A 20,605-nucleotide genomic window follows, 5' to 3' on the forward strand; every position below is an offset into this window, starting at 1 on the left:
TCCCGGCCGCCCATTCCGATCTGATCCCGGTCACTGTTCCGATATGATGCCGGCCGGGTGAAGCCAGATCGTGGGTAATTATTGGCATGCAGGTTTTGAGTGGGTCAAGCGGCTTGAGCGTGGAGATTTCGGCGCATGGATTCGCCGGAGAGTTCTAGGCGATGGGCGTTGTGAACGAGGCGATCGAGGATGGCATCGGCGTAGGTCGGGTCGCCGATCAGATTGAACCAGCTGGCTACTGGGAGCTGGCTGGTCACCAACGTTGATCGACGGCCGTAACGGTCTTCGAGGATTTCGAGCAGGTGATGACGGGCATTGCCGTCGAGCGGCTCAAGCCCCCAGTCGTCAAGGATGAGCAGGTCGACGCGCGCCAGGCTCTTCATTCGGGCCGCGATGCGGCCGTCACCCTTGGCCAGCGACAAGTCATCGATCAGGCGCGGTAGGCGGGTGTAGAGCACCGAGCGATTGTCCCGGCAAGCCTGGTGGCCGATTGCACAGGCAAGCCAACTTTTGCCGACGCCTGCTGGCCCGATAATCGCGCAGTTCTCGTGGGCGGCGATCCAGTTGCCCTTGAGCAGCATTTCGAACAACCGGCGGTCGAGCCCGCGCGCAGCGCGGTAATCGACGTCCTCGGGAACAGCGTGGTGCCGTAGCTTGGCGTGTCGCAGGCGCAGCGCGAGGCGCCGGTCGTTACGCCAGGTAGCCTCGTGATCGAGCAGCAACGCCAGCCATTCGGCGTGGTTCAGGCTGGCGGCATCGCCGTTGTTGTCGAGGTCGGCGAAGGCGTGCGCCATGCCGGTCAGGCCGAGCTGGTTCAATTGATCAAGGGTTGGGTGTCTGAGCATCATTGTTCCTCTCAATGGTAGTATTGGGAGCCCCGGATGTTGTCGTGCAGGATCGGCTCGCGCTCCGGGGCTTTGGACACGGGCACCTTGTCGAGCCCCTTTTCGAGGATCGATTTGACGGAAGGATAATTGCGCGCCTGGATCTCCAGAGCGCGGACCGCGGCGGCTTCAAGCCGATCGGCGCCGAAGCGCTTGGCCAAGCCGATGATGCCAAGGCACGAGCGGTATCCCTGTTCGGGATGCGGCCGATCGTTGATGATGCGCTCGACCAACAGCGACAGCATCGGCCCGATCCGGGCCGCCTCGTCGCGGATCTTCGCGGGCGTCCATTCCAGATAGCGCCGGTGGCTCGAGGGCATATGCTCGGGCACAGTCGTGTGCCGGCCATTTCCGCTGCCACGCATGTGAACGGCAATGCGCTCGCCGCCCAGGAAGATCTCGACAGTGCGTGCGGTAAAGCGGGCTTCTACCTCACGGCGGGCGAAGCGATGCGGCACCGAGTAGTGATGCTGCTCGAGCGCGATATGGTAGTCGAGCCCGACCCGGCAGCGCTTCCACTGGGCATGGACCCAGGGCTCGGCAGGCAGCGGTTTGAGGTTGGGCGCGTCAACCTCATCGAACAGTTCGCGCCGGGTCTTCTGGAACTGGCGTAGCACGCGCCGGTCGTTGAGATCGGCAAGGCACTCGGCAATGCCCGCATTGACCTCGGCCAGACTGTAGAAGATCCGGTTGCGCAGCCGGCCCAGCACCCATCTTTCGACGATGCCGACGCAAGCCTCCACTTTCGCCTTGTCTCTCGGCTTCCGGCTTCGTGTCGGGAGCACCGCCGTACCGTAATGGCGGGCGAGGTCGGTGTAGCTGCGGTTGACCATTGGATCGAAGTTGCAGGCCTTGATCACCGCGACCTTGGCATCGTCGGGCACCAGCAACCGCGGCACGCCGCCGAAGAACGCGAACGCGGCGTTGTGGGCCTCGGCCCAGTCAGCAAACTGCTCCGTCCAGGTCGCGCACGCGAACGACAGGCTCGAGCCGCCCAGCACCGCCACGAACAGATGCGCGGCGCGGATCTCGCCGGTCCGGCGGTTGATCACGACCGGGACAGTGTCGCCCGCGTAGTCGACGAACAGCTTCTCGCCGCCGGCATGGCTCTGGCGCATCACCAGCGACAACCGGCCTTCCCAGTTGCGGAACAGCTCGCACCAGCGACTGTACCGATAACCGTCGGGATGAGCGGCGATGTATTCTTCCCACAGGACCTGCAGCGTCACGTGCTTGCGCTTCAGCTCGCGTGCCACCACCGACCAGTCGGGCTCGGATTGCTTGCGTCTGCCCGGCTTTACCCCGGCAGGCCCATAAAGCCGGGCTTCCAGTTCCGCGTCGCTGATCTCGGCCGGAACCGGCCAGGAAAGCCCCGAGCGCTCGAAGCGGACCACCATGTCTCGCACCGTCGAGCGTGCAATGCCCATCATACGGGCCACCTCGCGCATCGGGACACAGCCTTCCCGGTGCAATCTCAATACTTCGCGCACATCGCGCATCTTCGGCCTCCTCGTCGGCATCCAGTCCTCCCGGCTCACACGCAGCCGCAAGGATGGCCCAACGATCAGGCTTCTCATCCCCCGGCAGGTGGCCGGGAATTAATCGGAATGCCGGCCGGGATCAGGTCGGAATGCCGGCCGGGATCAAATCGGAATGGTGGCCGGCATGACCTCGGAATCCGCAGACACCACGATGGATGAAGAACTCCACTGCTGACGCAAACGCTGAAGCGCTATCTTGCCGGGCAGAGCCTTATGCCCCGAGCCCTCAACTAACTGAGCAAGCGGAACGCCGCAGGGCCACATGGTATTCCACCATGGTGCTCGCCGCATGCGAAGCGGGAGTGCCCACTCGCCTTTTCGATGCGCTCGTCATTCAGGAAAGCCGATACAACCCGGTGGCCGTCAGCCCCAAAGGCGCGGCTGGCCTTGCACAACTCATGCCCGCAAGCGCCCGTATTCTCGGCGTGCGCAACATTTGGGACCCGCGTGAGAACATGCGCGGTGGCGCACACTATCTACGGTCTTTGCTCGATGAATTCGGCCGCTTCGATCTGGCCCTCGCCGCCTATAACGCAGGCGCTGGCCGGGTCCGTGTCAAGCACCAGGTGCCGCGCATCGCCGAGACGGTCCATTATGTCTCGAACATTTTGGTGACGATGCAGCGCCAGATTTCAAGGTCGATGGAGGACCAAGGCTGGGGCCAGCACGAGTGAATTTGGATGGACTGTTGCGACCCGAAGGATGCAGTCCTGTCGTCGATTATGGTTTGATGACGGTCGATCAGAGCGTCGGCAGCTTCACGAAGTCATCCCGGCGCTTTCTGATCTGCTCTTGGTTGGCGACGAGTATATCAGCGAGCCAGTTCGCGAATTTCTCCTCGGCCGCCGCCGTGAGCGGTTCGATCGGAAAATCGGCCCCGGCGTCGACCTTGGAGCAAACCGGCGCGAACAGCCGCATGAGGATGCACAGGACAGGATCGTCATACGCGGTCCAATCGCCCAAGACATCAATGGCGATGACCGCTCGAGCGCGGTCAATGCCGAGCGCCTCGGACAATTGCTTGAGATCGACGAGGCGCAACGGTTTCTGCCCTGCGATGATCCGACCGAGCGCGCGGCGGCTCATTCCGGCAATCGTCGCGATTTCAACGAGTGAGCGCCCATCACGCTCGATCCGATCGCGGATCAGATCGCGCACACAGGCTGAATGAGGGTCATCCGGTGCAGCGAGCGGTTCGGTATTATATACTATAGTATAGCCATCAGTCGGAGGGATGTTTTCCGTCATGGTCGTCCTCAGCGCGCTGCGGCGTTAAACATAAACGGCGCGGCGGGGCGACTTTTGTCAAGTAGGTGGCGAAGTCCTTGCTTTGGCTCAAAGACCCTCATTCATCACATGGGCACAGGCGTAAATTGCCTCGATGACGCTGACAGTTCGTCCGAGGCGGTTACTGGCTTGGTCACGAAATTCCCGCAGCCTGGCATTCACAACCGAATCGACGCGGATGTTGACCTGTACTTCGCCGATCAAATTATCGAGATGGCAGATCGCATCCAACTCATTGTGCGGAATATGAAAAAGTTGATGCCTCGGTTCTGCCAAGACGGTTGTGAGCAGGCGTCGGGGCGAACACAGCTCCAACTCTCTGCATGACAAATTGTGCAGTGCAAGGCTGAGCGTCTTGAACGCTGTAGGGTTCATTTTCAGACGATGAGCCGTCTGCGACTTCGCTTCCTTACCGACCTCTGAATGTTCCTCGACCATTTTTACCCCCGCCCTCGATATCCCAACTCCCAACTGAAACGGCCCAATCATGGGCGCTTAGCGCCCCATGATGCGCATGTTCTGTATCCTACCCGTTCCGTTTGCGCCCGCCAGTGGGCGCTATCGAAACGCGTGTGGGCCGAATCGGGTCAACGATAGCGCCAGAAGCCCCATTTTCCTTGATTTATCGCCATTATGGCGAGACCTCACTTGTCGGTGAGTCCCCGACTGGCGGAGCTTTCGGATCGGCACAGGAACACATCACGTCCTGGCCTTCTCGAAAGGACTTACCCCATGACGTCCCTTGCTCTGCCCGCGCCCAAACGCGGATCGATCCTGCCCTACCTCGGCGTCGCCGTTGTGGCCGCCGCCATACTCGGCCCGGGCGCCGCCCTTGCGGGCACCGACACCTCGTTCAACACCGCGCTCACGCAGTTCACCAACTTCCTGTCCGGTTCGGGCGGCAAGGTGATCACCGTGCTGAGCCTCGCCGGTGGCATCGTCGGTCTGGCCTCGGGCCGCTTCTCTCTGGCGCAGGTCGCTGTGCCCGTCGGCACGGGCGTTGCCGCTGGCACCGGCGTGCCGATCGTCACCGCGATGGTCACCGCGACCATCTGACGAGAAGGCCGGCTGCGCGGGGGAATTGCCCCTCCCACACCCCCGCGCAGACCGGTCCGATCCCCCACAACCTCTTGTGACGGCGGGCAGCGATGGAACGCTATGCGATCCCCAAACATCTGGATGATCCCGAACTCATCGGGTTCTGGACGCTGGACGAGTTCCTGGTGATGGTCACCCCCTTCATCTGGGGCATTCTGGCTTCGCATATCGTCATCGGGCTGGTGTTCTCCACCGTGGCCTGGTTCGGTTATCGCAAACTCCGCGCCGGACGCTCGATGGCCTGGATCCTGCATTTTGGATACTGGCACCTGCCTGGCGAGTTTTTCGCCATGAAGAGCTTCCCGCCGTCCCATCTTCGCGTGCTGGCGGGCTGAGATGGACATCGATCTCGCCCACGACAAATCGCAAGGCATCCTGCGCCAGCGCAACGGTCTGGCGCTGCTCTCGCTGGTTCTCGGCCTCGTTGCGGTCGGCAGCGTGGTCTCTGCCGGCCACAAAGACCGCGAGGTCGTGCTGGTGCCGACCCTGCGCACCCCGCTCACACTGACCAGTGCCAAAGTCTCGCCCGACTATCTCGAGATGGTGACCCGCGATGTGGCGATGGTCGCCCTCAACCGTTCGCCCCAGAGCCTGACCTACTGGATGGATTCCATCCTCGAGGTGACTGACGATCAGGCCCGCGGCGAGGTCAAGAAGGCGCTGATGAAGGTGGTGGCCGAGCAGCAGGGCTCGCAGATCACCCAGTTTTTCACGCCCGATGCGATGCGGGTCGATCCCGACAAGCTGACCAGCACGGTCGGCGGCACGCTCCACACTGTGGTCGCCTCCAAGGAAGTGACCTCGGAGCATCGCACCTTCCGCTTCACCTGGACCTACAACGGCGTCTCCCTGAAGCTCAAAGGCTTCGGGATGATCGCCAAGCCGGAGGAAACGCCATGAGCGGTCCATTTCCCGGCGCCATCCCACAAGGGTTTTCCTTCATGGCCATTCTGGAATTGTCGGCAGGGGCAAGCCTTGCCCCGCGTCTTTGGTGGGCTGAGCGCGCCCTTGGCCTCGCCCTAATCGGTGTCGGCCTTGCGAGTGCGCCGCCCGCTTATGCCGATCAGACGCTGCTGGTGGCCGATAATGGCACGGTCCACTGCGAGGCCTCAGCCAAGGATCTGACCCGCATCTCGTTGAAGGATGACCAATTCGCTTCGGTCTCCAAGGTGCAGGCAGCCAATCCTGCCGACGACTTCCAGGTGGTCAACGAGCCGTTGCGCGGGGACATCTACCTCTCCGTCGCCAATGGCTTTTCCAAGCCGACGATCTCTTTCTTCGGCACCACACGCAAAGGCTTCGTCTACAAATTCATCTGTGCGGTCGGCGGCACCGATGCGCGGCAGGTCTTCATCGCCAATGCAGATGTCGAGCGCCCGCGCTCCATCGGGGAAGCATGGCCTGCTGGCCTATCGCCCCAGGATGCCTCGGCGCGGCTGATCGCGGCCATGTATGCCCAAAAGCCGGTCGAAGGCTTTGACATCACCTGGCGCACCCTGGTGCCGGTCAACATCGACACACTCTCGGTCCAGATGGTCGGGCAATATGTGGGGGCGAGCTACACCGGCAAGCTGCTCAAGATCACCAACCGCAGCGCCAAACCCTTAGTCCTGACCGAGGACAAGGTCGCGCCTGCCGACGCCATTGCCGTCAGCATCACCAATCCTCGTCTGGCTCCCGGTGAAGAGACCACCGCCTTCATCGTCCAGCGCAGCGGCCAAGCGGGAGAACACCCGTGAACACGCAAACCACGCAAAGCGGCGCTGTCACGCCTGCCTCGGGCGCTGACGATTTGGCCCGCAATACCGCCACCCGACGCCGCCAGCAGATCGCCATGTGGGGCATGGGCGGCGTATTAGTGGTGGCAGGCATGTGGTGGATCCTTGCCTCGCCCACACCCCAGACCGGCGGCGTCGACAAGAAGGACGATCCCAAGGCGATCAAGATCTCGACCGATGACATGGTCAACCGCTCGATGGCCGACAAGGAATGGATGGCCCTGTCGGAGAACCAGCTTTCGACGCAGGGCAACCAGATCAAGTCGCTGCAAGGCGATTCCGTCCGGCTCGACCAGCTCCAAAAGCAGATCGAGGATCTGCAGGGCCAGAACCAGTCGCTCAAGACCGACGGCTCGAAGGTACTCTCGGCCTATCAGACCGAGAACGACCAGCTTCGCTCGCAGATTTCCGCGCTCTCGACCCAGATGCAGCGCGCGACCGCCGGGCCGAGCGCGCTTTATGGTGCGGGTGCACCGCCGACCTATCAGCGGTCGTCCTCCATCCCCAGCGGATCGCCGCTAACGCCGCCATCCGGCGATCCGGCTCGCTCCGCGGTCGATCCTGCCAGCGGCCCTCGACCCAATGAGGTGAAGCTGCTCTCTTTCGGTAGCGATGCAGGCGGCACTGGCACACGCATCGTTCCGGGCAAGACGACCCAGCCCATCGTCTGACGAACGGCCTGCATGTGGGCTGCAAGCAAGCGCTCATCGCCCGCGACATAGGCCAACACACTGGCTGACTTGGGCATCGAGAAGGTCAGGTCGAGCCCCGCGCGCCGTCGCTCGGGATCGCCGATCTGTTCACCGTCGGGCAGCCTGCCCTTGAGGAGATCCTCGAAGACCTGTTTTTCCACCTCACCGGAAAGGCCGAGTTCAGCCGCTCCCCGGCCGCCCCAGCCACTCACCTCACTGGCGTGCTCGCCGACATAATAGTCGTCCTTGGCGAAATAGTTTGCGGCACCGCCTGCCGAGCGAACCGACGCAACCGACAGCACCGGTCAGAACCCCATATCCATGTCGTCACCGAGGTCGGGCGTCGGGTCGCGATCCACTTGGGCCGGGCGGTGGCTGTGCCTCTCGGCAGGGTCGGTGAAGGACTGGCCTGTGCGTTCCTCGATGGTGATCTGCTGTTCGCGGCGTTGGGGTGATGAGGCGCCGGTGGGCCTGGATCCAGATGTCTGGTCCTCCTTGCCCTTGTCATCACGAGCCGTGCCCGAACTCTCACGTCCCCCTGACGACCTCGAACCCCGCAGGCTGTCACGAAGACTGCTCCCGTCGCTGGAGGCAGTCGGGGCATCGTCATCGGTTTTGGCCGGGGAATTCCCATCAGCGCGCGTGTCGGCCTGAGCCTCTGCCGAGGTCATTTCGCGAGGATCAGCAACGTCAGGGGCCGGGCGCTCTGCGTCCGCATCCGGCTCACTGGCTGCCGATTCCGGCTCGGCCATGGCCTGTTCGCCCGCGCCAACGACAGGCGCCGGCCCACCATCACCGCCCGCATCCGCTGCCTCGTCATTCTCGCCGCCTCGGGGAACGTAAGCAGCCAGTTGCATGTCGGTCTTGCGCAGGAAGGGTTCAGCAATCTTGGGATAATCACGCCAGAGGAGGCGGATGCGTGCTGCCGGAAAGCCTTCAGGAAACTTCACATAGCCGTGGAGCGACGGCAAGTTCATGATGTCATCCGGGATAACCAGCGGTTTGACCTCAGTGCGCGGCGTGATGGTGGCCGCATCGCGTGACCGGCTTGCGCCGATCGAATAGGCCTCGTCCGTCTCGCGCACTTCACGGAAACCGATGAAGTTCGAGCAGACCTCGGCGGTGTTCTTGTCGGCGGTGGCGAGAATCAGCTTGGTGCGGGCGAGCGAGGCAAGATTGATCGCGCCTTCCTCACCATAGGTTTCCGCCAGTTTGTCGAAGCTGTGCATCCCCAGCACGAAGGCCCCGCCAAAGCCGCGGGCCGTCTGCAAGCCATGCTCGATCGCCGGCATCCGGTGGAGCGCGTGGACCTCGTCAAAGAGATACCACATCCGCAGATCGCGGGTGCGCGGCATCCCCATCAGCGCATTGACCGCCAGATCCATCCAGAGGGTGAGCAGCGCGCGGTTGAGCGTGAGATCGGTATGGGTCGAAGTGATGAACAGGATCGAGCCTGGCACCGGCTCTTCCTGAACCCAGCGCCGGATCGAGAACGGTGCTGGGCCGCCCGGTACAGGGTCGGGCAGGAAGCGGATGGCCTGGGCATTGGTGTTGAAGACCGCGCGGATCGATTCCGCCATGCGCGCCGCCTCGACCGCCGTCAGCGGACTGGCGATCGTGTTGGCGAGCTTGGCATGGACAGCCTTGAGGTCGGCCGACATGAGATGATGGGCGATGGCGCCATTGGTGGTCTCGCCCGAGGCCGCCAGCTTCACGCACATTTCGACAAAGAGTGTGCGCGCCGCCATCGCCCAGAAGGGCTCGGCATTGCCGCCGTCGCTGGGGATCAGGGCAGCCGCCGCCGAGATGTAATCGGCGTAGTTCTGGCAGTCGTTGAAGATGGTCCAGGGCGGGCAGCGCTGGTCCATAGGGTTGATTATGTGGTCGCGCCCTTCCTCATAGAAGGCCTCGACGAAAGCCCCGGTGAGGTCGAAGACCACGCAGCGCTGGCCCCGCTCGCGCGCCTCGGTCACCAGCTTGCGGAGCTGGGTTGTCTTGCCCGCGCCGGTGGTGCCGATCAGCATGGCGTGGGTCTGTTCGAGCCGCCAAGGATAAGCGATGCCCGCCATGGCGTAGGGAACGTGCAGCCCCAGCGCGACACGCTCGGCAATGGTGGCCGCAGCGACACGTTCCGCCACCATGGTCGGGTGACGCTCGGCCAGTTCGAGGGCGAATTCAGCTGCATTATGTGCGTCGATCTCGCCCGCCAGCACCTCGGCGCTGACCAGCATCGCACCGCGCTCGTGCCGCTCCTTGAGGATGTCCACGCCGATCTTCTGCGACAGGCGGACGAACCAGGTCGCCAGTGGGCCGCTGAAGAACAGCGAACCGGCCAGAGCCACGATCATGCAGCGGACGAATTTGGTCCAGGCTTGGGCGACATCGGGATAGCCCGGCACATCGCCGATGGTCATCGGTACGATGCTGTCGTCCGGCAGCGTCAGATTAACGCTGTGGCCGGGATCGAGGTCGACAAGGTTCCAGAAGTCAGCGAAGAGCCGCATCTCGACGAGTTGCACCTCATGCTCGCGCATCAGGAGGGCCAGAAGTACCGCCAGCAACAGGCTGAAGCTGAGCAAGGCCGCCAGCATTGGCCAGCGCAAGCCCTCCATCATCATCATGTAGCGCAGGCGAATGAGCTGCGATCCACGGGTGAAGGCCCCGACGTTGCGGACAATCTCGCCGCGCGCCGATTCATGCTCGACCGCGACAGGGCGCCGGTCGAAGCGGATGTCCCCGTCACGCGGCATGGTATTTCTTCGCGTGTTCGATGGCGAGGTCGAGAAGGCGATCGGCGTCCTCGGGGGCGGCCTTCTGGACTAGCGTATCAAGTGCCAGACTGCTGAATTCCAGGATGGTCACCAGTCGCGCGAAATCGAGCCCGTGGCCGCGCTCCGCGAAGGGCAACGCGATGTTGACGAGGTTGCGGATCGTCTCAGAAAACGAAGTCCCTTGTTTCTCGGCAAGGGCCTGAATGCGCTCGGCCTGACGGGTCGTCAGGCTCACGCCGTTTTGAATGTAGTCGGCCATTCTGCACCTCATTGGGCAGTGGCCTGATCCAGTTATCGCGTAGACAACTTACCCGTGAAAGGGCTGAATAACAAGGTATTCGGGCGCATTGCCGCTCTTCTGACACAGCACCATGGTGCATCACAATGCATCAAGAAATTTGTTCCTATAGAATGGGTTAGAGGTCGAATGCATCTCCATGCATGGTTTGCGCTGCCTAGGGGGTCGGCTGCATTCCGATGCATCCGGCGCTGCATCGATACAGCAGTATGCATGAGCGCATAACGCCATGATAAAACTGCCGATATTGACGTAAGGCGCCGCTGCAAATTTTGCGGTTAACCCGCGTACGGTGTGCCCAAAATTCCATCAGGAACTGGGCATTCAAGATTGTCCGTGGACGCTTGAGGATGTCTGCTGGTCACCGGGTTCCTGGCTGCGGCCTAGGCGCCGACCAGCCATCCGCATCATGGCAATTCAGACCAAGGACAGCCGGTCACCGAGCCGTTGAATGAGGTCCATCCGCTCGTGCAGGATGGCGACAATCAGCGGTGGATCGATGTCGCGCTTAAGGCAGAAGGCATAGTGATGCTCGCAGCGGGCCATCCACAGGCCGGGATGCATATCGCTCATGTCACGGTAGGAGCCCAAGCCTTGCGCGAGACGAGCGATGCCTTGCTCGAGCTTGGCCATATAGGCGCGAACTTGCGCATCGCCCCAATGCTGGCGGGTGTAGCGGACGATCGACCGGACATCAGCCTCGGCCGCCGCTGTCAGGACGTAACCGTGGCTCAAGAGGCTTGGCTCGTGCCCAGTTCCTCATCGACGATGGTACTGATGCTCAAGGCCGAGGTCTGACCAGCCAAACCTTGCTCGATGCGTTCGCCCAGCAGCGTCTGCAATTCGCGCCAAGCCTGATCGCCACTCGCATCAGCGGGGAACAGACGCTCGAGCGCATATTGCTTGATCGTCTTGCCTTGCAGGGCAGCCAGCGCCTTCAGGCTCTGATGCTGTTGACTGGTGATGTCGATGGTCAGGCGGCTCATGACGACCTCTTGGCGGCTACAACAAAGCATCATTACCGCAAATGTGGGTTTGTGGCCAGCCTCATCACCAGTAGATTTGGATCAGGCGCGCCGCACGGATAGACCTCTGGCCCTCGACAAGAGTTCAGGTGGCTTGCGGAATGGGGCAAGATCATCTATCTTACTTTCGTCTTACCAAGGGATAATGCCATGGGCATACAGGATCGGATTACGACCACCGTGTCCACCAAGGGGCAGGTTATTCTGCCCAAGGCGATCCGTGACCAGCGGTATTGGTCCGCTGGTACCAAGCTGATCGTCGAGGATACGCCCGACGGGGTTCTGCTAAAATCCATGCCGGTTTTCGCGACAACCAGCATCGAGGATGTTTTTGGCAGGTTGCATTCCAGCAAGCCTGCTTTGTCGGTTGACGATATGAATGCCGTGATTGCCGAGGAGGCCAAACGGCGTGCGCGCGATTGATACCAATGTCGTGGTGCGCCTGCTGGTGGCTGACGATGCTGATCAGGCTCAAGCCGCCCGCCAGATTGTGTTGGGTGGAGAGACGTTTCTGGGCGTGAGTGTTGTGCTTGAGACAGAATGGGTATTGCGTGCCGGATATGACTTTACCGCTCCGCAGATCGTGGACGCCTTGCGCGCGCTGGGCGGGCTTCCGGGCCTGACCATGGAAGAGCCGGAACAGGTTGCCATGGCGCTTGAAGGACTGGAACAAGGCATGGATTTTGCCGATGCTCTCCATCTGGCAAGGTCTGGTCATTGCCGCGAATTTGTGACCTTTGACCGTAAACTGGCCAAACGCGCCAAAGGCCTTTCCCGGGTCCCTGTCCTGCTGCTTTGATCGCACGATCAGGCGCGTGGGCCCGGGGTGGGGCTTGCCCCGCCCCTACGTCCGCGTGCCTCCTGCCATCGGAAAAAGAGAAGGAGGACGCCGCTGATGCGGCGCCCTCCCCCGGATTACTGGCGAAACGTCAGGCAGCGGCGCGCTGGTGACGCTGGGCGAAAGCGTGATGGGGCAGGTTTGCCTCACGCACGCGGCTCAAGAGGTTGGACTGGAGGCCCGAACCTTCGCAGATGATGGCGTGGACCGGTTTCAAATTCAGCAGTTGTTCGTTGCGAACGAAGCCTGCGCGCTTGCCCAGTGCCCGGTTGAGGGTGAAGCGGACGGTCTTGACGCCGCGCGCGGCAGCCCAGGCGTGAGCGATCTGGTCGCAACCCTTGTGCTGGGCGGTGGTGGCGAGGAGCATGTGGGGCACGCGGGCGTGGGTTTCATCAAGAGCCTGCCAGAGAAGTTCGTGGTCGTGCCAGTCGGTGCCGCTGGAGAAGATCACCACCGGGCCAGTGGGCGCGTGGTCTTCGCGGCGCTTGGCAGCGCGGGCGGCGAGGAAATCGCGGGCCTCGATCTGGCTGGCGGTCAGGCCGGAGGAAACGCGGGTGCCTTTGACGGTCGAGAACGGGCGGCCGGTTTCGACACGGTAGATCTCGCCGGCGTAGTCGCGCATGGCCTCCATCGCCTCGCGGCAGTCCATCAGGGTCTGGGCGATGCGCTGGGTTTCTTCCAGTTCGACGGCGTAGATTTCGGAAGGGTCAAAGGCGCGGGCCATGTCGCCCAGCTTCCTGGTGGCTTCGTCCTCCCGCTTCTCGATGCGCTGGGAGGTGACGTGGAAGCTGTTGACGATGCCCCATACGATGTCCTGGCCGAATTCCTCCATGCGGGTGCCGCGGAAGAGATCGAAGACGGTGCCGATGACCATTTCCATCGCGCCGCGCGCGGCCTGCGGGTCGGGCATGTCGGTGGCGGCGGGTTCGTCGTGAACCGAGAGTTGCGCCATGCTGCCTTGCTCGGTGAAGGCAGTGTCAAAGCCGGGGACTTCGATCTGCTCACGGTAGAAGGCAGAGAGGGCTTCGAAATTGGCGAATGCTTGCGTCATGGTGACCTCCAGAAGGCTTCTTGTTCGTCATCCTCGTGATGACGGGAGGTCAGGGGGCGAGCTGGACCAGCTTGTCAGGGACGTTGGCCGGGAAGCTGGCTGCGCCGGAGCATCGCGCCAAAAAGTGGGAACCGGTTTTTGGCATCAGCGATGCGACCACAAAGCGCTGCCAGACCCCGGTTGACGCCGCGCCAGCGGGGCGTGGGGGAGCCGATTTTGTGGTGGGCTGGCCCGCCGCAAAATTGGGGGCACCGCGCATCCTTGCACAAGCGCCCGGCCAGCTTGCCAGACTCGGACTACGAGAGAGAGAGATTGTTGGTTTCAGGGGTACGCTACGGTGCCCCAAGCGCCCCGCGCCAGTCGATCGTCACCCGAATGGGCCGAGACCCAAACGGGGCTCGGTGGAGCCCGCCTGCGGGCGGAATAGAGCGCGGTGACCGTGCCGCAGGCGCGGGCGCGGGCAGGCGCCTAGTGACATTCACGCCTTGCCGCTATTAGTCGAAAAATGCCGGCCTCGCCGCATCCGCTGAGAACGCAAAGGCTGCTGCTATATCGCTCTCGATGGTCCGCGCCCGCGAGAGTGGTGGCAAATCGTCAATGGCGAAGAAGCGAGCCTCAACGGTTTCCGCGCCCGGCCGGGTATCGCCGTAGCCATTCCGATCGCACAGGAAAAACATCTTGTAAAAATCGCGAACATCCGGCGGATAGCCCAATCCGGCCTTGTGCCGCACACCATAGAGCCTTCGCGCGGCAACTTGCAGCCCTGCCTCCTCGAGAATTTCCTTCTCGACATTTCGAGCGGGGGAAAGGCCAACATCGGCGAAACCGCCGGGCAAGGTCCACAACCCATCGCTACGTTCGCGGACCAGGAGAATTGAATCATCTTCAATCACCGCGCCGCGAACATCAACTTTCGGTGTCGCGTAGCCTCGCGCGAAATCCGAAACCAGCCCCTCGATCCGCTCGACTGGAACATTGCCCAGCGTGGCAAGCATTTCATTGGCAATCTGAGCGATCTCTTCATACCGCTCTCGGTCGAACTCATCACGTGAGTAATGGATCCCCGTCGATGCGATGGCTTGAAGTCGCTTGCCAAAGGTTAGCCATTGCGGTTCCATAATACCCTCCAGATGCAGCGGTTGAACATGGCATGTTTCGGGTCACGCGCAAGCTGGGATAGGCGTTCGCAAATCTCTGGAGCTCGGCGAGGACATCTCGAACAAGGTGTGGCAACGCCGTCACGGAAGTAGGTTGGGCACCTGTCGGTGCCCAACCGATCAGCATTCAATGCACCACCACATCGATGAGCAAACCGTCGAGGCTGTCGATCCCGCGCTCGCTGGCCACCAGGCTCCAGGCGGCGACCAGGTCGTCGAAATATTCCGCATCGACAAGGGTTTCGGCGCGAGCTTCGCCGAACTGGCTCTGTTCCCAGGCGAGGCCGTGCGCGGCGTCGGTGGACGAGGCTATGGCGTTGCCGAGATGCGCGGCGATATCGTAATCGGTGAGATGAGCCGATTGCGCCCGGATGCGGGCGACCATGGCGGGGTTGGTGACGGTGATGCCGCAGGGGACGCAGGCGAATTCATCGAAGGCCGAGGTGTAAAACATGGGCTTGCTCCCGAAAGGTGCTTGTCCGATTTTTGGGGGCGGCCCGCCATTGTTTCGCGATTTCTGCGAAATCGCTGGGGCGGCCCGCCCGTCTGGGTCAGATGAACTCGATCTCGTCAGCGACGATCTCGGTGTTGTAGTAGGTCCGCCCGTCCTTCTCGTTCCTGGTGTAGCGGATCTCCCCGGTGACAATCAGCTTGTCGCCCTTCTTCTTGTGGTTGGCGATCGACTTGCCGAGGCCGTTGAAGGCCTTGATGGTGTGGAACTGGTCGTAGGTTTCGGCGTAGCCATCGTCGCCCTTGACGACCTGGCCGTCCTTGATGACCGGCCTGCTGGTGACGAGGGTGAAGCTGACGCCGCCCTTGCTGTCGGTGCCGAAGCGGCTGATGTCGGAGGTGATGCGGCCGGACAGGAAAACCTTGTTCATTTCGATGTCTCCAGATCTTACCGGCGAGCCTTTCCCGCCGGGATGAACTGAAGCGCAGCCCGCGATTGAGGGGCCGCCGCACCGGAGCGCAGCGCAGGGAAACCTCCATTTTTCGAGTGGTGCGGGCGCCGACCGCAGGGAGGTAACTCGGTCGACAATTGGGGGTTGCGACGGTCCCGCGCGGGCGTAGTGTTCATCCCTTTTCTGGCGGGATGGCTTGCCGGTCAGATTGCCCGGAGATGTTCGACCAAGGTTGTGTTTGGCTGTCGGGCCGCCCTGAAATCAGGTGCCTTGCTTGGCGCTGCCAAGGGCCTGCTTGCCCGCACTCGCTTCATGCCACCGTTTCATGGTCGCCAGGCAAGAGGTCCAGAGCATGGCTTGGCTCCGACCCACAGGATTACACCCACGGCGTAGAGTCCGGCAGGCGTTCGCCAGCCACCGCAGGGCGACTGGTTGTCACCGGCGATGCTGCACTCATTCGAGACGAAGCGGACCCGCCACAACAGGCGTATAAGCTGAGTGCTGATCGTTCAGGCCTGAGCGGCAGCCTGCTGGTTGAGGGGGTTTTCGGGATCAAGGCATTGCAGAGCATGATCGATGTGCATGGCTGCCAGCAGATCTCCGGCGTCCAAGAGCCGTGCCTTGATCTCGGCCAGTGTCGCGGTAATCGCCTGATACTCGTCCCGGTCAAGCGATTGAAGATGATCGGTCATTGAAGGATGCCTTTGGCAGATCGGTCGAGGAAACACCGGTTATCAGACAAGCGTGACAAAACTTGCGCAAGCGGAGCTGATGATGATCGTCGGCCCGTGATGAGACGAAATGCCCAGAGAGGCTTGATTACATATTATAGTTGATAAACTCAAAGTGTGTAAATCGCGATCCTTGCATGCATGGACATGCGTAAACTGGTTGGCCGGAATTTCGCGCGCCTGCGTCGGGATCAAGGTCTGACTCAGGAGCAGGTCGAGGAGCGTTCTGGCTTCAGCCAGCAATATCTCAGCAGCTTGGAGCGTGGACGGCGCAATCCGACCGTCATCACGCTCTATGAGCTGTCCTTGGCGCTGGGCGTCAGCCATGTCGATCTGGTTCGCCCCGACCTCGAAGATCCCACCGAGCATTGAACGAAAATAGGCGACCCGTCGTGAGACGGGCCGCCCATAGGAACAAGCATCCTGGAGGTTGGCGTCAGGCCGCCTTGGCAAAACCCGGTTCGAGATCGCCGAAGGGCGAAGCGTCGCGGCGGTCATCCGCACCGGCGGCAAAGCCATCATTGGCTGCGCCCATCACGGCCGTTTCGGCGAAGCCAGCCTCCGCCCGACGACGCGGGCGCGACCAGGCGATGTTGAGCGCGCCATCGGCTTGCGAGAAGAGCGCGATCGACAGCGGGGCTTCAAAGCTGGGATCATCGATCTGGCCCTGAAGGAAGGTGTCACCGCCATTGTTCGCGGTCTTCTCCCACAGGCCACCGACGGGGATGAACTGGCCATTCTTGGCGCGGACCATCACGTCATACTTGGGGGCGGCGGCGTTGCTGGAATTGACCGGGCGCAAGCCCACCACGAGGTCGAGCGTAGCGGTCTGGATCTTGCCCATGTAAACGCCAGCGCCGTTGAGCTTCAGTTCACCGATATTCATGGCCGTATTCTCCTCTGGCCCGACACCCTCTTGCGTCCTGGGTGCCGAAGGTTGGTTCGCGTCTTTGGCCCCTTGGCCCCAGACACCCATCCTCAATCCCCTCAACTCCTCCCCGCCCGGTGGCCGCCCAGCGCCGCGCCGACGGAGCCGAGCAAGGCCTGCAACCCGACATGACGCCAAGCGCCGCAGGCAGGAGAATGATGCCCCCGAGCGAACATCGCCCGAGGCTTCGCAGCCAAGCCGTCAGGCCGCGTCGAGATAAGTGGGATTGTCGTTCGCCGAGGCCGACACACGAAAGCCGGAACGGCGCTGGGGGCGCAGCCAGGCGACGCTGTAGCTGCCGTCGCTCTGGCGAAAGGCGCTGATCGGCAGCGGCCGCGCCATCGAAGGATCATCGATCCGGCCTTGCAGGAAGCATTCGCCGGTCGTCTTCGAGGTCTGCTCCCACAGCGCGCCGATCTGGACGGCGGCGCCCGCTGGGCTGCGCGTGTAGATTTCGTAAAGCGGGGCATTGGGATGGTACGAGGTAACGCCGCGCAGGCCGAAGCTCATGGCAACGGTGAGCGTGGTGATGCTGCCGGTCAGCGCGCCGCGATCGTTAGCGCGAATGGTGCCGATGTTCATGCAGGTTTTCCTTTAGTGCCTGACTCGAAAGATCACCAAGCGTAGCAATATCTTGCGGTTCTGCGGGTGAGCATGCGGATGGAGGCGATTGTGGCCCAGGCGGTGGACGAGGCGATGGTTGTTTCCCAATCCTTGGCCAAGCGGCGGCATCGACCGAGCCATGCGAAGGTGCGCTCGACTACCCAGCGGCGCGGCAGAACCTGAAAACCCCTGGCCTTGTCGGACCGCTTGATGATCTCGATCGTCCACTGGCCCGAACCGGCGATGGCATCGCGGAGTTTGTCGCCCGCATAGCCGCCATCGGCAAAGACATGGCGCAGCCAGGGGAAGCGCCGCCGCACGGCCTTGAGCACATCGACGGCGCCATCGCGGTCCTGAATATCGGCGGTATGCACGAGAATGAAGATGAGGAAGCCGCAGGTGTCGGTCAGGATGTGCCGCTTGCGGCCCTTGATCTTCTTGCCTGCGTCATAGCCGCAAGGGCCACCACTTTCGGTGGTTTTGACCGACTGGCTGTCGACCACACCGGCACTTGGGCTTGCCTCGCGTCCTTCGATCTCGCGCAGGTTCATGACCAGTACCGTGTTCATCGCCTCGAGCAAGCCTGCGTTGCGCCAGACGTAGAAGTAGCGTTGGACCGTCGAAACCGGCGGAAAGCATTTGGGCAGAAGCCGCCACGCGCAACCGCTCGCCGCAATGTAGAGCAAGGCGTTCAGGACTTCGCGCATGTTTGTTGTCCGGCGCCGACCTCCCCGCTTGGCCGCAGGGATGAACGGCGCTGCCAAAGCCCACTCCCGGTCGGTCATATCGCTGGAATAACGCAATCCTTTTCGGCTATGCTCCTGCCGGGCAATACCAGTCCATGCCATCGTTCACTCCATCTCTTCGCAAAGAGGCGTGAATCACAACATACTGGTATTGCTCAACAACTTTCGGGGCGGGCTCTTAGCAAGGGCCCCGTCTTACATTCCAGTGGGCCGCAGGGTTGGATGCGTCTCTGGGCGCCTGCGCCCATGACACTCATCCTCCATCCGCTTCACTCGCGGGCTGATTTTATGGCTGTTTCTGATTGCCAAGTGAAACTTGGAACGACAAGATAGCAGCCCAATGACTGGTCTAGAAACAGGCCGGAACTAAAGCACTTATCGATGGAACTGTGTTCCATATAAGAAACAAAGGGTATCGTAGTGACTGCATCAAGCCCAGATTCGCCCCCTCCAGAGCAATCTCTCGAACAGTATGTCCAGGAGCTTGCCGAACGGGATGATCCATATCCCTCACATTTTATCAATAGCTTAAATGAACCTGGCCCTGCCTTATACGTACTATTGAGGGCAGAAAAGGCACAACTTAGCCCGGCTTATTCATGAGCCCGCTGCACTGGGGCGTGCCGGGTTTGATGTGTCGGTGGCCGCGTGATCCGGGCGCGCGGTTTCGGCGGCGTTTTTCGCCGCAGCAAAACCGATGGCTTTTCGAGGTTGATGGGCGATGGCTCGGGCTTTGTGCGGCACAGCCGCGCTGGCTATGTCGGCGCTGGCCGGAGACTGGTGGCGATGGCTTTGAACACGCCGGCGTCGGGGCATGCTGACGCGAAGGCGACACGGATGCGCGAGGCGGTCTCGATGACGCGGGCGGCGACCTTGAGCAGCCGCAGGCGCAGCGTTGCGAACTCGGCAGTGGCCAGAGAGGTGGCCTTGGGGATGGCCTGCTGGACGCGCCACATCAGCCAGTAGGCGGCGGTATGCAGGATGAGGCGCATCTGGTTGGCATTGGCCGAGCGGCACGAGGTGCGATCGCTGGCCAACTGGGTCTTGTGGCGCTTGATCAGGTTTTCGGCTTGGCCGCGCGCGCAATAGAGCGTGTCGTAAATGTGCTCGGGCGAGCCTTCTGTCAGCGAGGTGACGACATAGCGGATGTCCATGCCCAGCGTGCTGGCCTCAATCCGGGCGACGACGCGGCGTTGGCTCTTCCAGCTTTTGGCGCCGTAGCGGGTCTCGACATAGTTGCGCAGGACCGGATGTTGGGCCTGGGCCCGCTTGACCGCGCAGGCATCGGCGACGGCAACGATGGCCGGATCGGCCCGCAGCGCGGCGTTGGTCGGCAAGCCGAACACGTAATCGACCCCGGCCGCCTCGCAGAACGCCATGATCTCGGGACGGGCGTAGTGCCCATCGCCGCGGATGGTGATGTGGGTATCGGGCCAGTGCTGGCGGATATGACGCACCAGGCGCCGGATGTGGCCGGCACCTTCGGCACCCGACGGCGTCTTGCCAGTGCGCAGCAGCATCGCCACCGGCCGCCCGCTCGCGGTATCGTACACATGGATCGGCAGGAAGCAGCGCTCACCGTGATGTCCGTTCCAGAACGAGAGCTGCTGATAGCCGTGCACGACATCACACGTGTCATCGATATCCAGCGTCACCGCCGCCGGTGGGGCCGGATAGCTGGCACAGTAAACGCCGATCATCGCGACCATCATCCGGGCCAGTTCACGCGTGGTCGGTGCATTCTCCCAGCGGCTCATCGTCGGTTGGCTGGCCAGCCCCGCGCCCGATCCCGGCAACTTGCCCAGCGCCAGGCGGAAGCCCGGATCGTCGCGCAGGGCATCGAGATCATCGGCGTCCTCATAGCCACACGTGATCGCGAACACACGGGCACGCAGAATGTCATCGAGGCGATGGATCACCCGCGTCGGGTCACGCGGATCGGCGATGCACGCAGCAAGCTGCCGGCAGATCCCCATCGCGCGCTCGGCCTGCGCCAGCAGCAGAACGCCGCCGTCAGAGGTCAGCCGGCCACCGTCGAACGCGGTTGTGACCTTCTTGCCGCCAACCGCTGGAAACGAAAATCCCGGTGCGCTATCATCGCTCCCGGCGGGTGTGGTCCGTGGCATAAATTGCCTCGCTGAAGGACTGGTCTAGCCCGGCCTATTCATGAGACTGAGGTTCCGGGCTTGTTGGGTGGCGATGCGTTTTCGGTGATGTGATCCGGACGAGCGCCTCTGGCGGTGTTTTTCACCGCGGTGGGATCGATGGGCTTTTC

Annotated in this window: 26 protein-coding genes and 1 pseudogene; 9 read left to right on the forward strand and 18 right to left on the reverse strand. The window is 62.3% G+C overall.

What is annotated here, in order from left to right:
* Positions 1-104: 104 nt before the first annotated feature.
* Together istB and istA are read right to left on the reverse strand one after the other, a co-directional pair.
* Positions 105-845, reverse strand: a complete 741-nt coding sequence (gene istB / locus F1640_RS13455) for an IS21-like element helper ATPase IstB (RefSeq protein ID WP_194921074.1) — start codon at positions 843-845, stop codon at positions 105-107.
* Between the two features lie 11 nt (positions 846-856).
* Positions 857-2,383, reverse strand: coding sequence for an IS21 family transposase (gene istA, locus F1640_RS13460; protein ID WP_194919666.1), 1,527 nt, complete (start codon positions 2,381-2,383; stop codon positions 857-859).
* Positions 2,384-2,700: 317 nt separating this feature from the next.
* Here istA and F1640_RS13465 point away from each other — a divergent pair, with 317 nt between their 5' ends.
* The gene (locus F1640_RS13465) at positions 2,701-3,099 is read left to right on the forward strand and encodes a lytic transglycosylase domain-containing protein (RefSeq protein WP_194919667.1); all 399 of its coding nucleotides are present in this window, start codon (positions 2,701-2,703) and stop codon (positions 3,097-3,099) included.
* 67 nt (positions 3,100-3,166) lie between these two features.
* On the opposite strand, the gene F1640_RS13470 is transcribed toward F1640_RS13465, so the two are convergent.
* Positions 3,167-3,673 carry a helix-turn-helix transcriptional regulator gene (locus F1640_RS13470; protein WP_194919669.1) on the reverse strand — a complete coding sequence of 169 codons (507 nt, stop codon included), beginning with the start codon at positions 3,671-3,673 and terminating at the stop codon, positions 3,167-3,169.
* An 87-nt stretch (positions 3,674-3,760) separates the two neighbouring features.
* Entirely contained in the window at positions 3,761-4,150 is a 390-nt protein-coding gene (locus tag F1640_RS25305; protein WP_255530367.1) for a hypothetical protein, read from the reverse strand.
* Between the two features lie 294 nt (positions 4,151-4,444).
* On the opposite strand from F1640_RS25305, the gene F1640_RS13480 reads away from it, so the two are divergent.
* The 5 genes from F1640_RS13480 to F1640_RS13500 all read left to right on the forward strand — a co-directional run bounded on the left by F1640_RS13480 (position 4,445) and on the right by F1640_RS13500 (position 7,259).
* On the forward strand, positions 4,445-4,768 hold the full coding sequence (locus tag F1640_RS13480; RefSeq protein ID WP_194919671.1) for a hypothetical protein: 324 nt from the start codon (positions 4,445-4,447) through the stop codon (positions 4,766-4,768).
* A 92-nt stretch (positions 4,769-4,860) separates the two neighbouring features.
* Entirely contained in the window at positions 4,861-5,145 is a 285-nt protein-coding gene (traL, locus tag F1640_RS13485; protein ID WP_008065174.1) for a type IV conjugative transfer system protein TraL, read from the forward strand.
* 1 nt (position 5,146) lies between these two features.
* Complete coding sequence (locus F1640_RS13490) at positions 5,147-5,710, forward strand: type IV conjugative transfer system protein TraE (RefSeq protein ID WP_194919673.1); 564 nt, start codon at positions 5,147-5,149, stop codon at positions 5,708-5,710.
* Positions 5,707-6,549: a type-F conjugative transfer system secretin TraK gene (locus F1640_RS13495; RefSeq protein ID WP_194919676.1), complete on the forward strand. Its 843-nt coding sequence runs from the start codon at positions 5,707-5,709 to the stop codon at positions 6,547-6,549. Before F1640_RS13490 ends, F1640_RS13495 begins: the two co-directional genes overlap by 4 nt.
* Entirely contained in the window at positions 6,546-7,259 is a 714-nt protein-coding gene (locus F1640_RS13500) for a hypothetical protein (RefSeq protein WP_255530368.1), read from the forward strand. The genes F1640_RS13495 and F1640_RS13500 overlap by 4 nt, the downstream gene beginning before the upstream one ends.
* On the opposite strand, the pseudogene mobF reads toward F1640_RS13500, so the two are convergent.
* The 5 genes and pseudogenes from mobF to F1640_RS13525 form a co-directional block, all read right to left on the reverse strand.
* Positions 7,241-7,582 (reverse strand): annotated as a pseudogene (mobF, locus tag F1640_RS13505) (MobF family relaxase); the annotation flags it as partial. The gene F1640_RS13500 and the pseudogene mobF sit on opposite strands and share 19 nt — an antisense overlap.
* Before the next feature lie 3 nt (positions 7,583-7,585).
* A complete protein-coding gene (locus tag F1640_RS13510) occupies positions 7,586-10,030 on the reverse strand; it encodes a type IV secretion system DNA-binding domain-containing protein (RefSeq protein WP_194919677.1) in 2,445 nt (814 codons plus the stop codon).
* Complete coding sequence (locus F1640_RS13515; RefSeq protein ID WP_194919678.1) at positions 10,020-10,310, reverse strand: hypothetical protein; 291 nt, start codon at positions 10,308-10,310, stop codon at positions 10,020-10,022. The genes F1640_RS13510 and F1640_RS13515 overlap by 11 nt, the downstream gene beginning before the upstream one ends.
* Positions 10,311-10,766: 456 nt before the next feature.
* On the reverse strand, positions 10,767-11,084 hold the full coding sequence (locus tag F1640_RS13520) for a type II toxin-antitoxin system RelE/ParE family toxin (protein WP_008068522.1): 318 nt from the start codon (positions 11,082-11,084) through the stop codon (positions 10,767-10,769).
* Positions 11,081-11,335, reverse strand: a complete 255-nt coding sequence (locus tag F1640_RS13525; protein ID WP_008068523.1) for an antitoxin — start codon at positions 11,333-11,335, stop codon at positions 11,081-11,083. Before F1640_RS13525 ends, F1640_RS13520 begins: the two co-directional genes overlap by 4 nt.
* 189 nt (positions 11,336-11,524) lie before the next feature.
* Here F1640_RS13525 and F1640_RS13530 point away from each other — a divergent pair, with 189 nt between their 5' ends.
* Together F1640_RS13530 and F1640_RS13535 are read left to right on the forward strand one after the other, a co-directional pair.
* The gene (locus tag F1640_RS13530) at positions 11,525-11,797 is read left to right on the forward strand and encodes an AbrB/MazE/SpoVT family DNA-binding domain-containing protein (RefSeq protein ID WP_018076143.1); all 273 of its coding nucleotides are present in this window, start codon (positions 11,525-11,527) and stop codon (positions 11,795-11,797) included.
* Positions 11,784-12,173, forward strand: coding sequence for a type II toxin-antitoxin system VapC family toxin (locus tag F1640_RS13535; RefSeq protein WP_008068531.1), 390 nt, complete (start codon positions 11,784-11,786; stop codon positions 12,171-12,173). The genes F1640_RS13530 and F1640_RS13535 overlap by 14 nt, the downstream gene beginning before the upstream one ends.
* Before the next feature lie 130 nt (positions 12,174-12,303).
* Here F1640_RS13535 and F1640_RS13540 read toward each other — a convergent pair whose 3' ends face one another.
* The 5 genes from F1640_RS13540 to F1640_RS13560 form a co-directional block, all read right to left on the reverse strand.
* Positions 12,304-13,263, reverse strand: coding sequence for a DUF2493 domain-containing protein (locus F1640_RS13540; RefSeq protein ID WP_194919679.1), 960 nt, complete (start codon positions 13,261-13,263; stop codon positions 12,304-12,306).
* Between the two features lie 494 nt (positions 13,264-13,757).
* Entirely contained in the window at positions 13,758-14,381 is a 624-nt protein-coding gene (locus tag F1640_RS13545; RefSeq protein ID WP_018076144.1) for an NUDIX hydrolase, read from the reverse strand.
* A gap of 166 nt (positions 14,382-14,547) precedes the next feature.
* Positions 14,548-14,874, reverse strand: coding sequence for a hypothetical protein (locus F1640_RS13550; protein WP_008068535.1), 327 nt, complete (start codon positions 14,872-14,874; stop codon positions 14,548-14,550).
* A gap of 97 nt (positions 14,875-14,971) precedes the next feature.
* The gene (locus tag F1640_RS13555; RefSeq protein WP_008065144.1) at positions 14,972-15,301 is read right to left on the reverse strand and encodes a single-stranded DNA-binding protein; all 330 of its coding nucleotides are present in this window, start codon (positions 15,299-15,301) and stop codon (positions 14,972-14,974) included.
* Positions 15,302-15,831: 530 nt separating this feature from the next.
* Entirely contained in the window at positions 15,832-16,014 is a 183-nt protein-coding gene (locus tag F1640_RS13560; protein ID WP_008068538.1) for a hypothetical protein, read from the reverse strand.
* Between the two features lie 180 nt (positions 16,015-16,194).
* On the opposite strand from F1640_RS13560, the gene F1640_RS13565 reads away from it, so the two are divergent.
* Positions 16,195-16,425: a helix-turn-helix domain-containing protein gene (locus tag F1640_RS13565; protein WP_008068540.1), complete on the forward strand. Its 231-nt coding sequence runs from the start codon at positions 16,195-16,197 to the stop codon at positions 16,423-16,425.
* A gap of 64 nt (positions 16,426-16,489) precedes the next feature.
* On the opposite strand, the gene F1640_RS13570 is transcribed toward F1640_RS13565, so the two are convergent.
* The 4 genes from F1640_RS13570 to F1640_RS13585 all read right to left on the reverse strand — a co-directional run bounded on the left by F1640_RS13570 (position 16,490) and on the right by F1640_RS13585 (position 20,456).
* Positions 16,490-16,939, reverse strand: a complete 450-nt coding sequence (locus tag F1640_RS13570; protein WP_008068541.1) for a DUF736 domain-containing protein — start codon at positions 16,937-16,939, stop codon at positions 16,490-16,492.
* Positions 16,940-17,182: 243 nt separating this feature from the next.
* Positions 17,183-17,563 (reverse strand): DUF736 domain-containing protein, encoded by a 381-nt coding sequence (locus F1640_RS13575; RefSeq protein ID WP_008068542.1) that lies wholly within the window; start codon positions 17,561-17,563, stop codon positions 17,183-17,185.
* A gap of 32 nt (positions 17,564-17,595) precedes the next feature.
* On the reverse strand, positions 17,596-18,432 hold the full coding sequence (locus F1640_RS13580) for an IS5 family transposase (protein WP_036500702.1): 837 nt from the start codon (positions 18,430-18,432) through the stop codon (positions 17,596-17,598).
* Between the two features lie 653 nt (positions 18,433-19,085).
* A complete protein-coding gene (locus F1640_RS13585) occupies positions 19,086-20,456 on the reverse strand; it encodes an IS1380 family transposase (protein ID WP_066763960.1) in 1,371 nt (456 codons plus the stop codon).
* Between the last annotated feature and the right edge of the window lie 149 nt (positions 20,457-20,605).

This window comes from Novosphingobium sp. NBM11, from assembly GCF_015390225.1.
Taxonomy (GTDB): Bacteria; Pseudomonadota; Alphaproteobacteria; order Sphingomonadales; family Sphingomonadaceae; genus Novosphingobium.

Bases quoted from the DNA above. Each gene is read 5' to 3' on its own strand.
- istB (WP_194921074.1), bottom strand. From the start codon at position 845: ATGCTCAGACACCCAACCCTTGATCAATTGAACCAGCTCGGCCTGACC.
- istA (WP_194919666.1), bottom strand. From the start codon at position 2,383: ATGCGCGATGTGCGCGAAGTATTGAGATTGCACCGGGAAGGCTGTGTC.
- F1640_RS13465 (WP_194919667.1), top strand. From the start codon at position 2,701: ATGGTGCTCGCCGCATGCGAAGCGGGAGTGCCCACTCGCCTTTTCGAT.
- F1640_RS13470 (WP_194919669.1), bottom strand. From the start codon at position 3,673: ATGACGGAAAACATCCCTCCGACTGATGGCTATACTATAGTATATAAT.
- F1640_RS25305 (WP_255530367.1), bottom strand. From the start codon at position 4,150: ATGGTCGAGGAACATTCAGAGGTCGGTAAGGAAGCGAAGTCGCAGACG.
- F1640_RS13480 (WP_194919671.1), top strand. From the start codon at position 4,445: ATGACGTCCCTTGCTCTGCCCGCGCCCAAACGCGGATCGATCCTGCCC.
- traL (WP_008065174.1), top strand. From the start codon at position 4,861: ATGGAACGCTATGCGATCCCCAAACATCTGGATGATCCCGAACTCATC.
- F1640_RS13490 (WP_194919673.1), top strand. From the start codon at position 5,147: ATGGACATCGATCTCGCCCACGACAAATCGCAAGGCATCCTGCGCCAG.
- F1640_RS13495 (WP_194919676.1), top strand. From the start codon at position 5,707: ATGAGCGGTCCATTTCCCGGCGCCATCCCACAAGGGTTTTCCTTCATG.
- F1640_RS13510 (WP_194919677.1), bottom strand. From the start codon at position 10,030: ATGCCGCGTGACGGGGACATCCGCTTCGACCGGCGCCCTGTCGCGGTC.
- F1640_RS13515 (WP_194919678.1), bottom strand. From the start codon at position 10,310: ATGGCCGACTACATTCAAAACGGCGTGAGCCTGACGACCCGTCAGGCC.
- F1640_RS13525 (WP_008068523.1), bottom strand. From the start codon at position 11,335: ATGAGCCGCCTGACCATCGACATCACCAGTCAACAGCATCAGAGCCTG.
- F1640_RS13530 (WP_018076143.1), top strand. From the start codon at position 11,525: ATGGGCATACAGGATCGGATTACGACCACCGTGTCCACCAAGGGGCAG.
- F1640_RS13540 (WP_194919679.1), bottom strand. From the start codon at position 13,263: ATGACGCAAGCATTCGCCAATTTCGAAGCCCTCTCTGCCTTCTACCGT.
- F1640_RS13545 (WP_018076144.1), bottom strand. From the start codon at position 14,381: ATGGAACCGCAATGGCTAACCTTTGGCAAGCGACTTCAAGCCATCGCA.
- F1640_RS13550 (WP_008068535.1), bottom strand. From the start codon at position 14,874: ATGTTTTACACCTCGGCCTTCGATGAATTCGCCTGCGTCCCCTGCGGC.
- F1640_RS13555 (WP_008065144.1), bottom strand. From the start codon at position 15,301: ATGAACAAGGTTTTCCTGTCCGGCCGCATCACCTCCGACATCAGCCGC.
- F1640_RS13560 (WP_008068538.1), bottom strand. From the start codon at position 16,014: ATGACCGATCATCTTCAATCGCTTGACCGGGACGAGTATCAGGCGATT.
- F1640_RS13565 (WP_008068540.1), top strand. From the start codon at position 16,195: ATGGACATGCGTAAACTGGTTGGCCGGAATTTCGCGCGCCTGCGTCGG.
- F1640_RS13570 (WP_008068541.1), bottom strand. From the start codon at position 16,939: ATGAATATCGGTGAACTGAAGCTCAACGGCGCTGGCGTTTACATGGGC.
- F1640_RS13575 (WP_008068542.1), bottom strand. From the start codon at position 17,563: ATGAACATCGGCACCATTCGCGCTAACGATCGCGGCGCGCTGACCGGC.
- F1640_RS13580 (WP_036500702.1), bottom strand. From the start codon at position 18,432: ATGGCATGGACTGGTATTGCCCGGCAGGAGCATAGCCGAAAAGGATTG.
- F1640_RS13585 (WP_066763960.1), bottom strand. From the start codon at position 20,456: ATGCCACGGACCACACCCGCCGGGAGCGATGATAGCGCACCGGGATTT.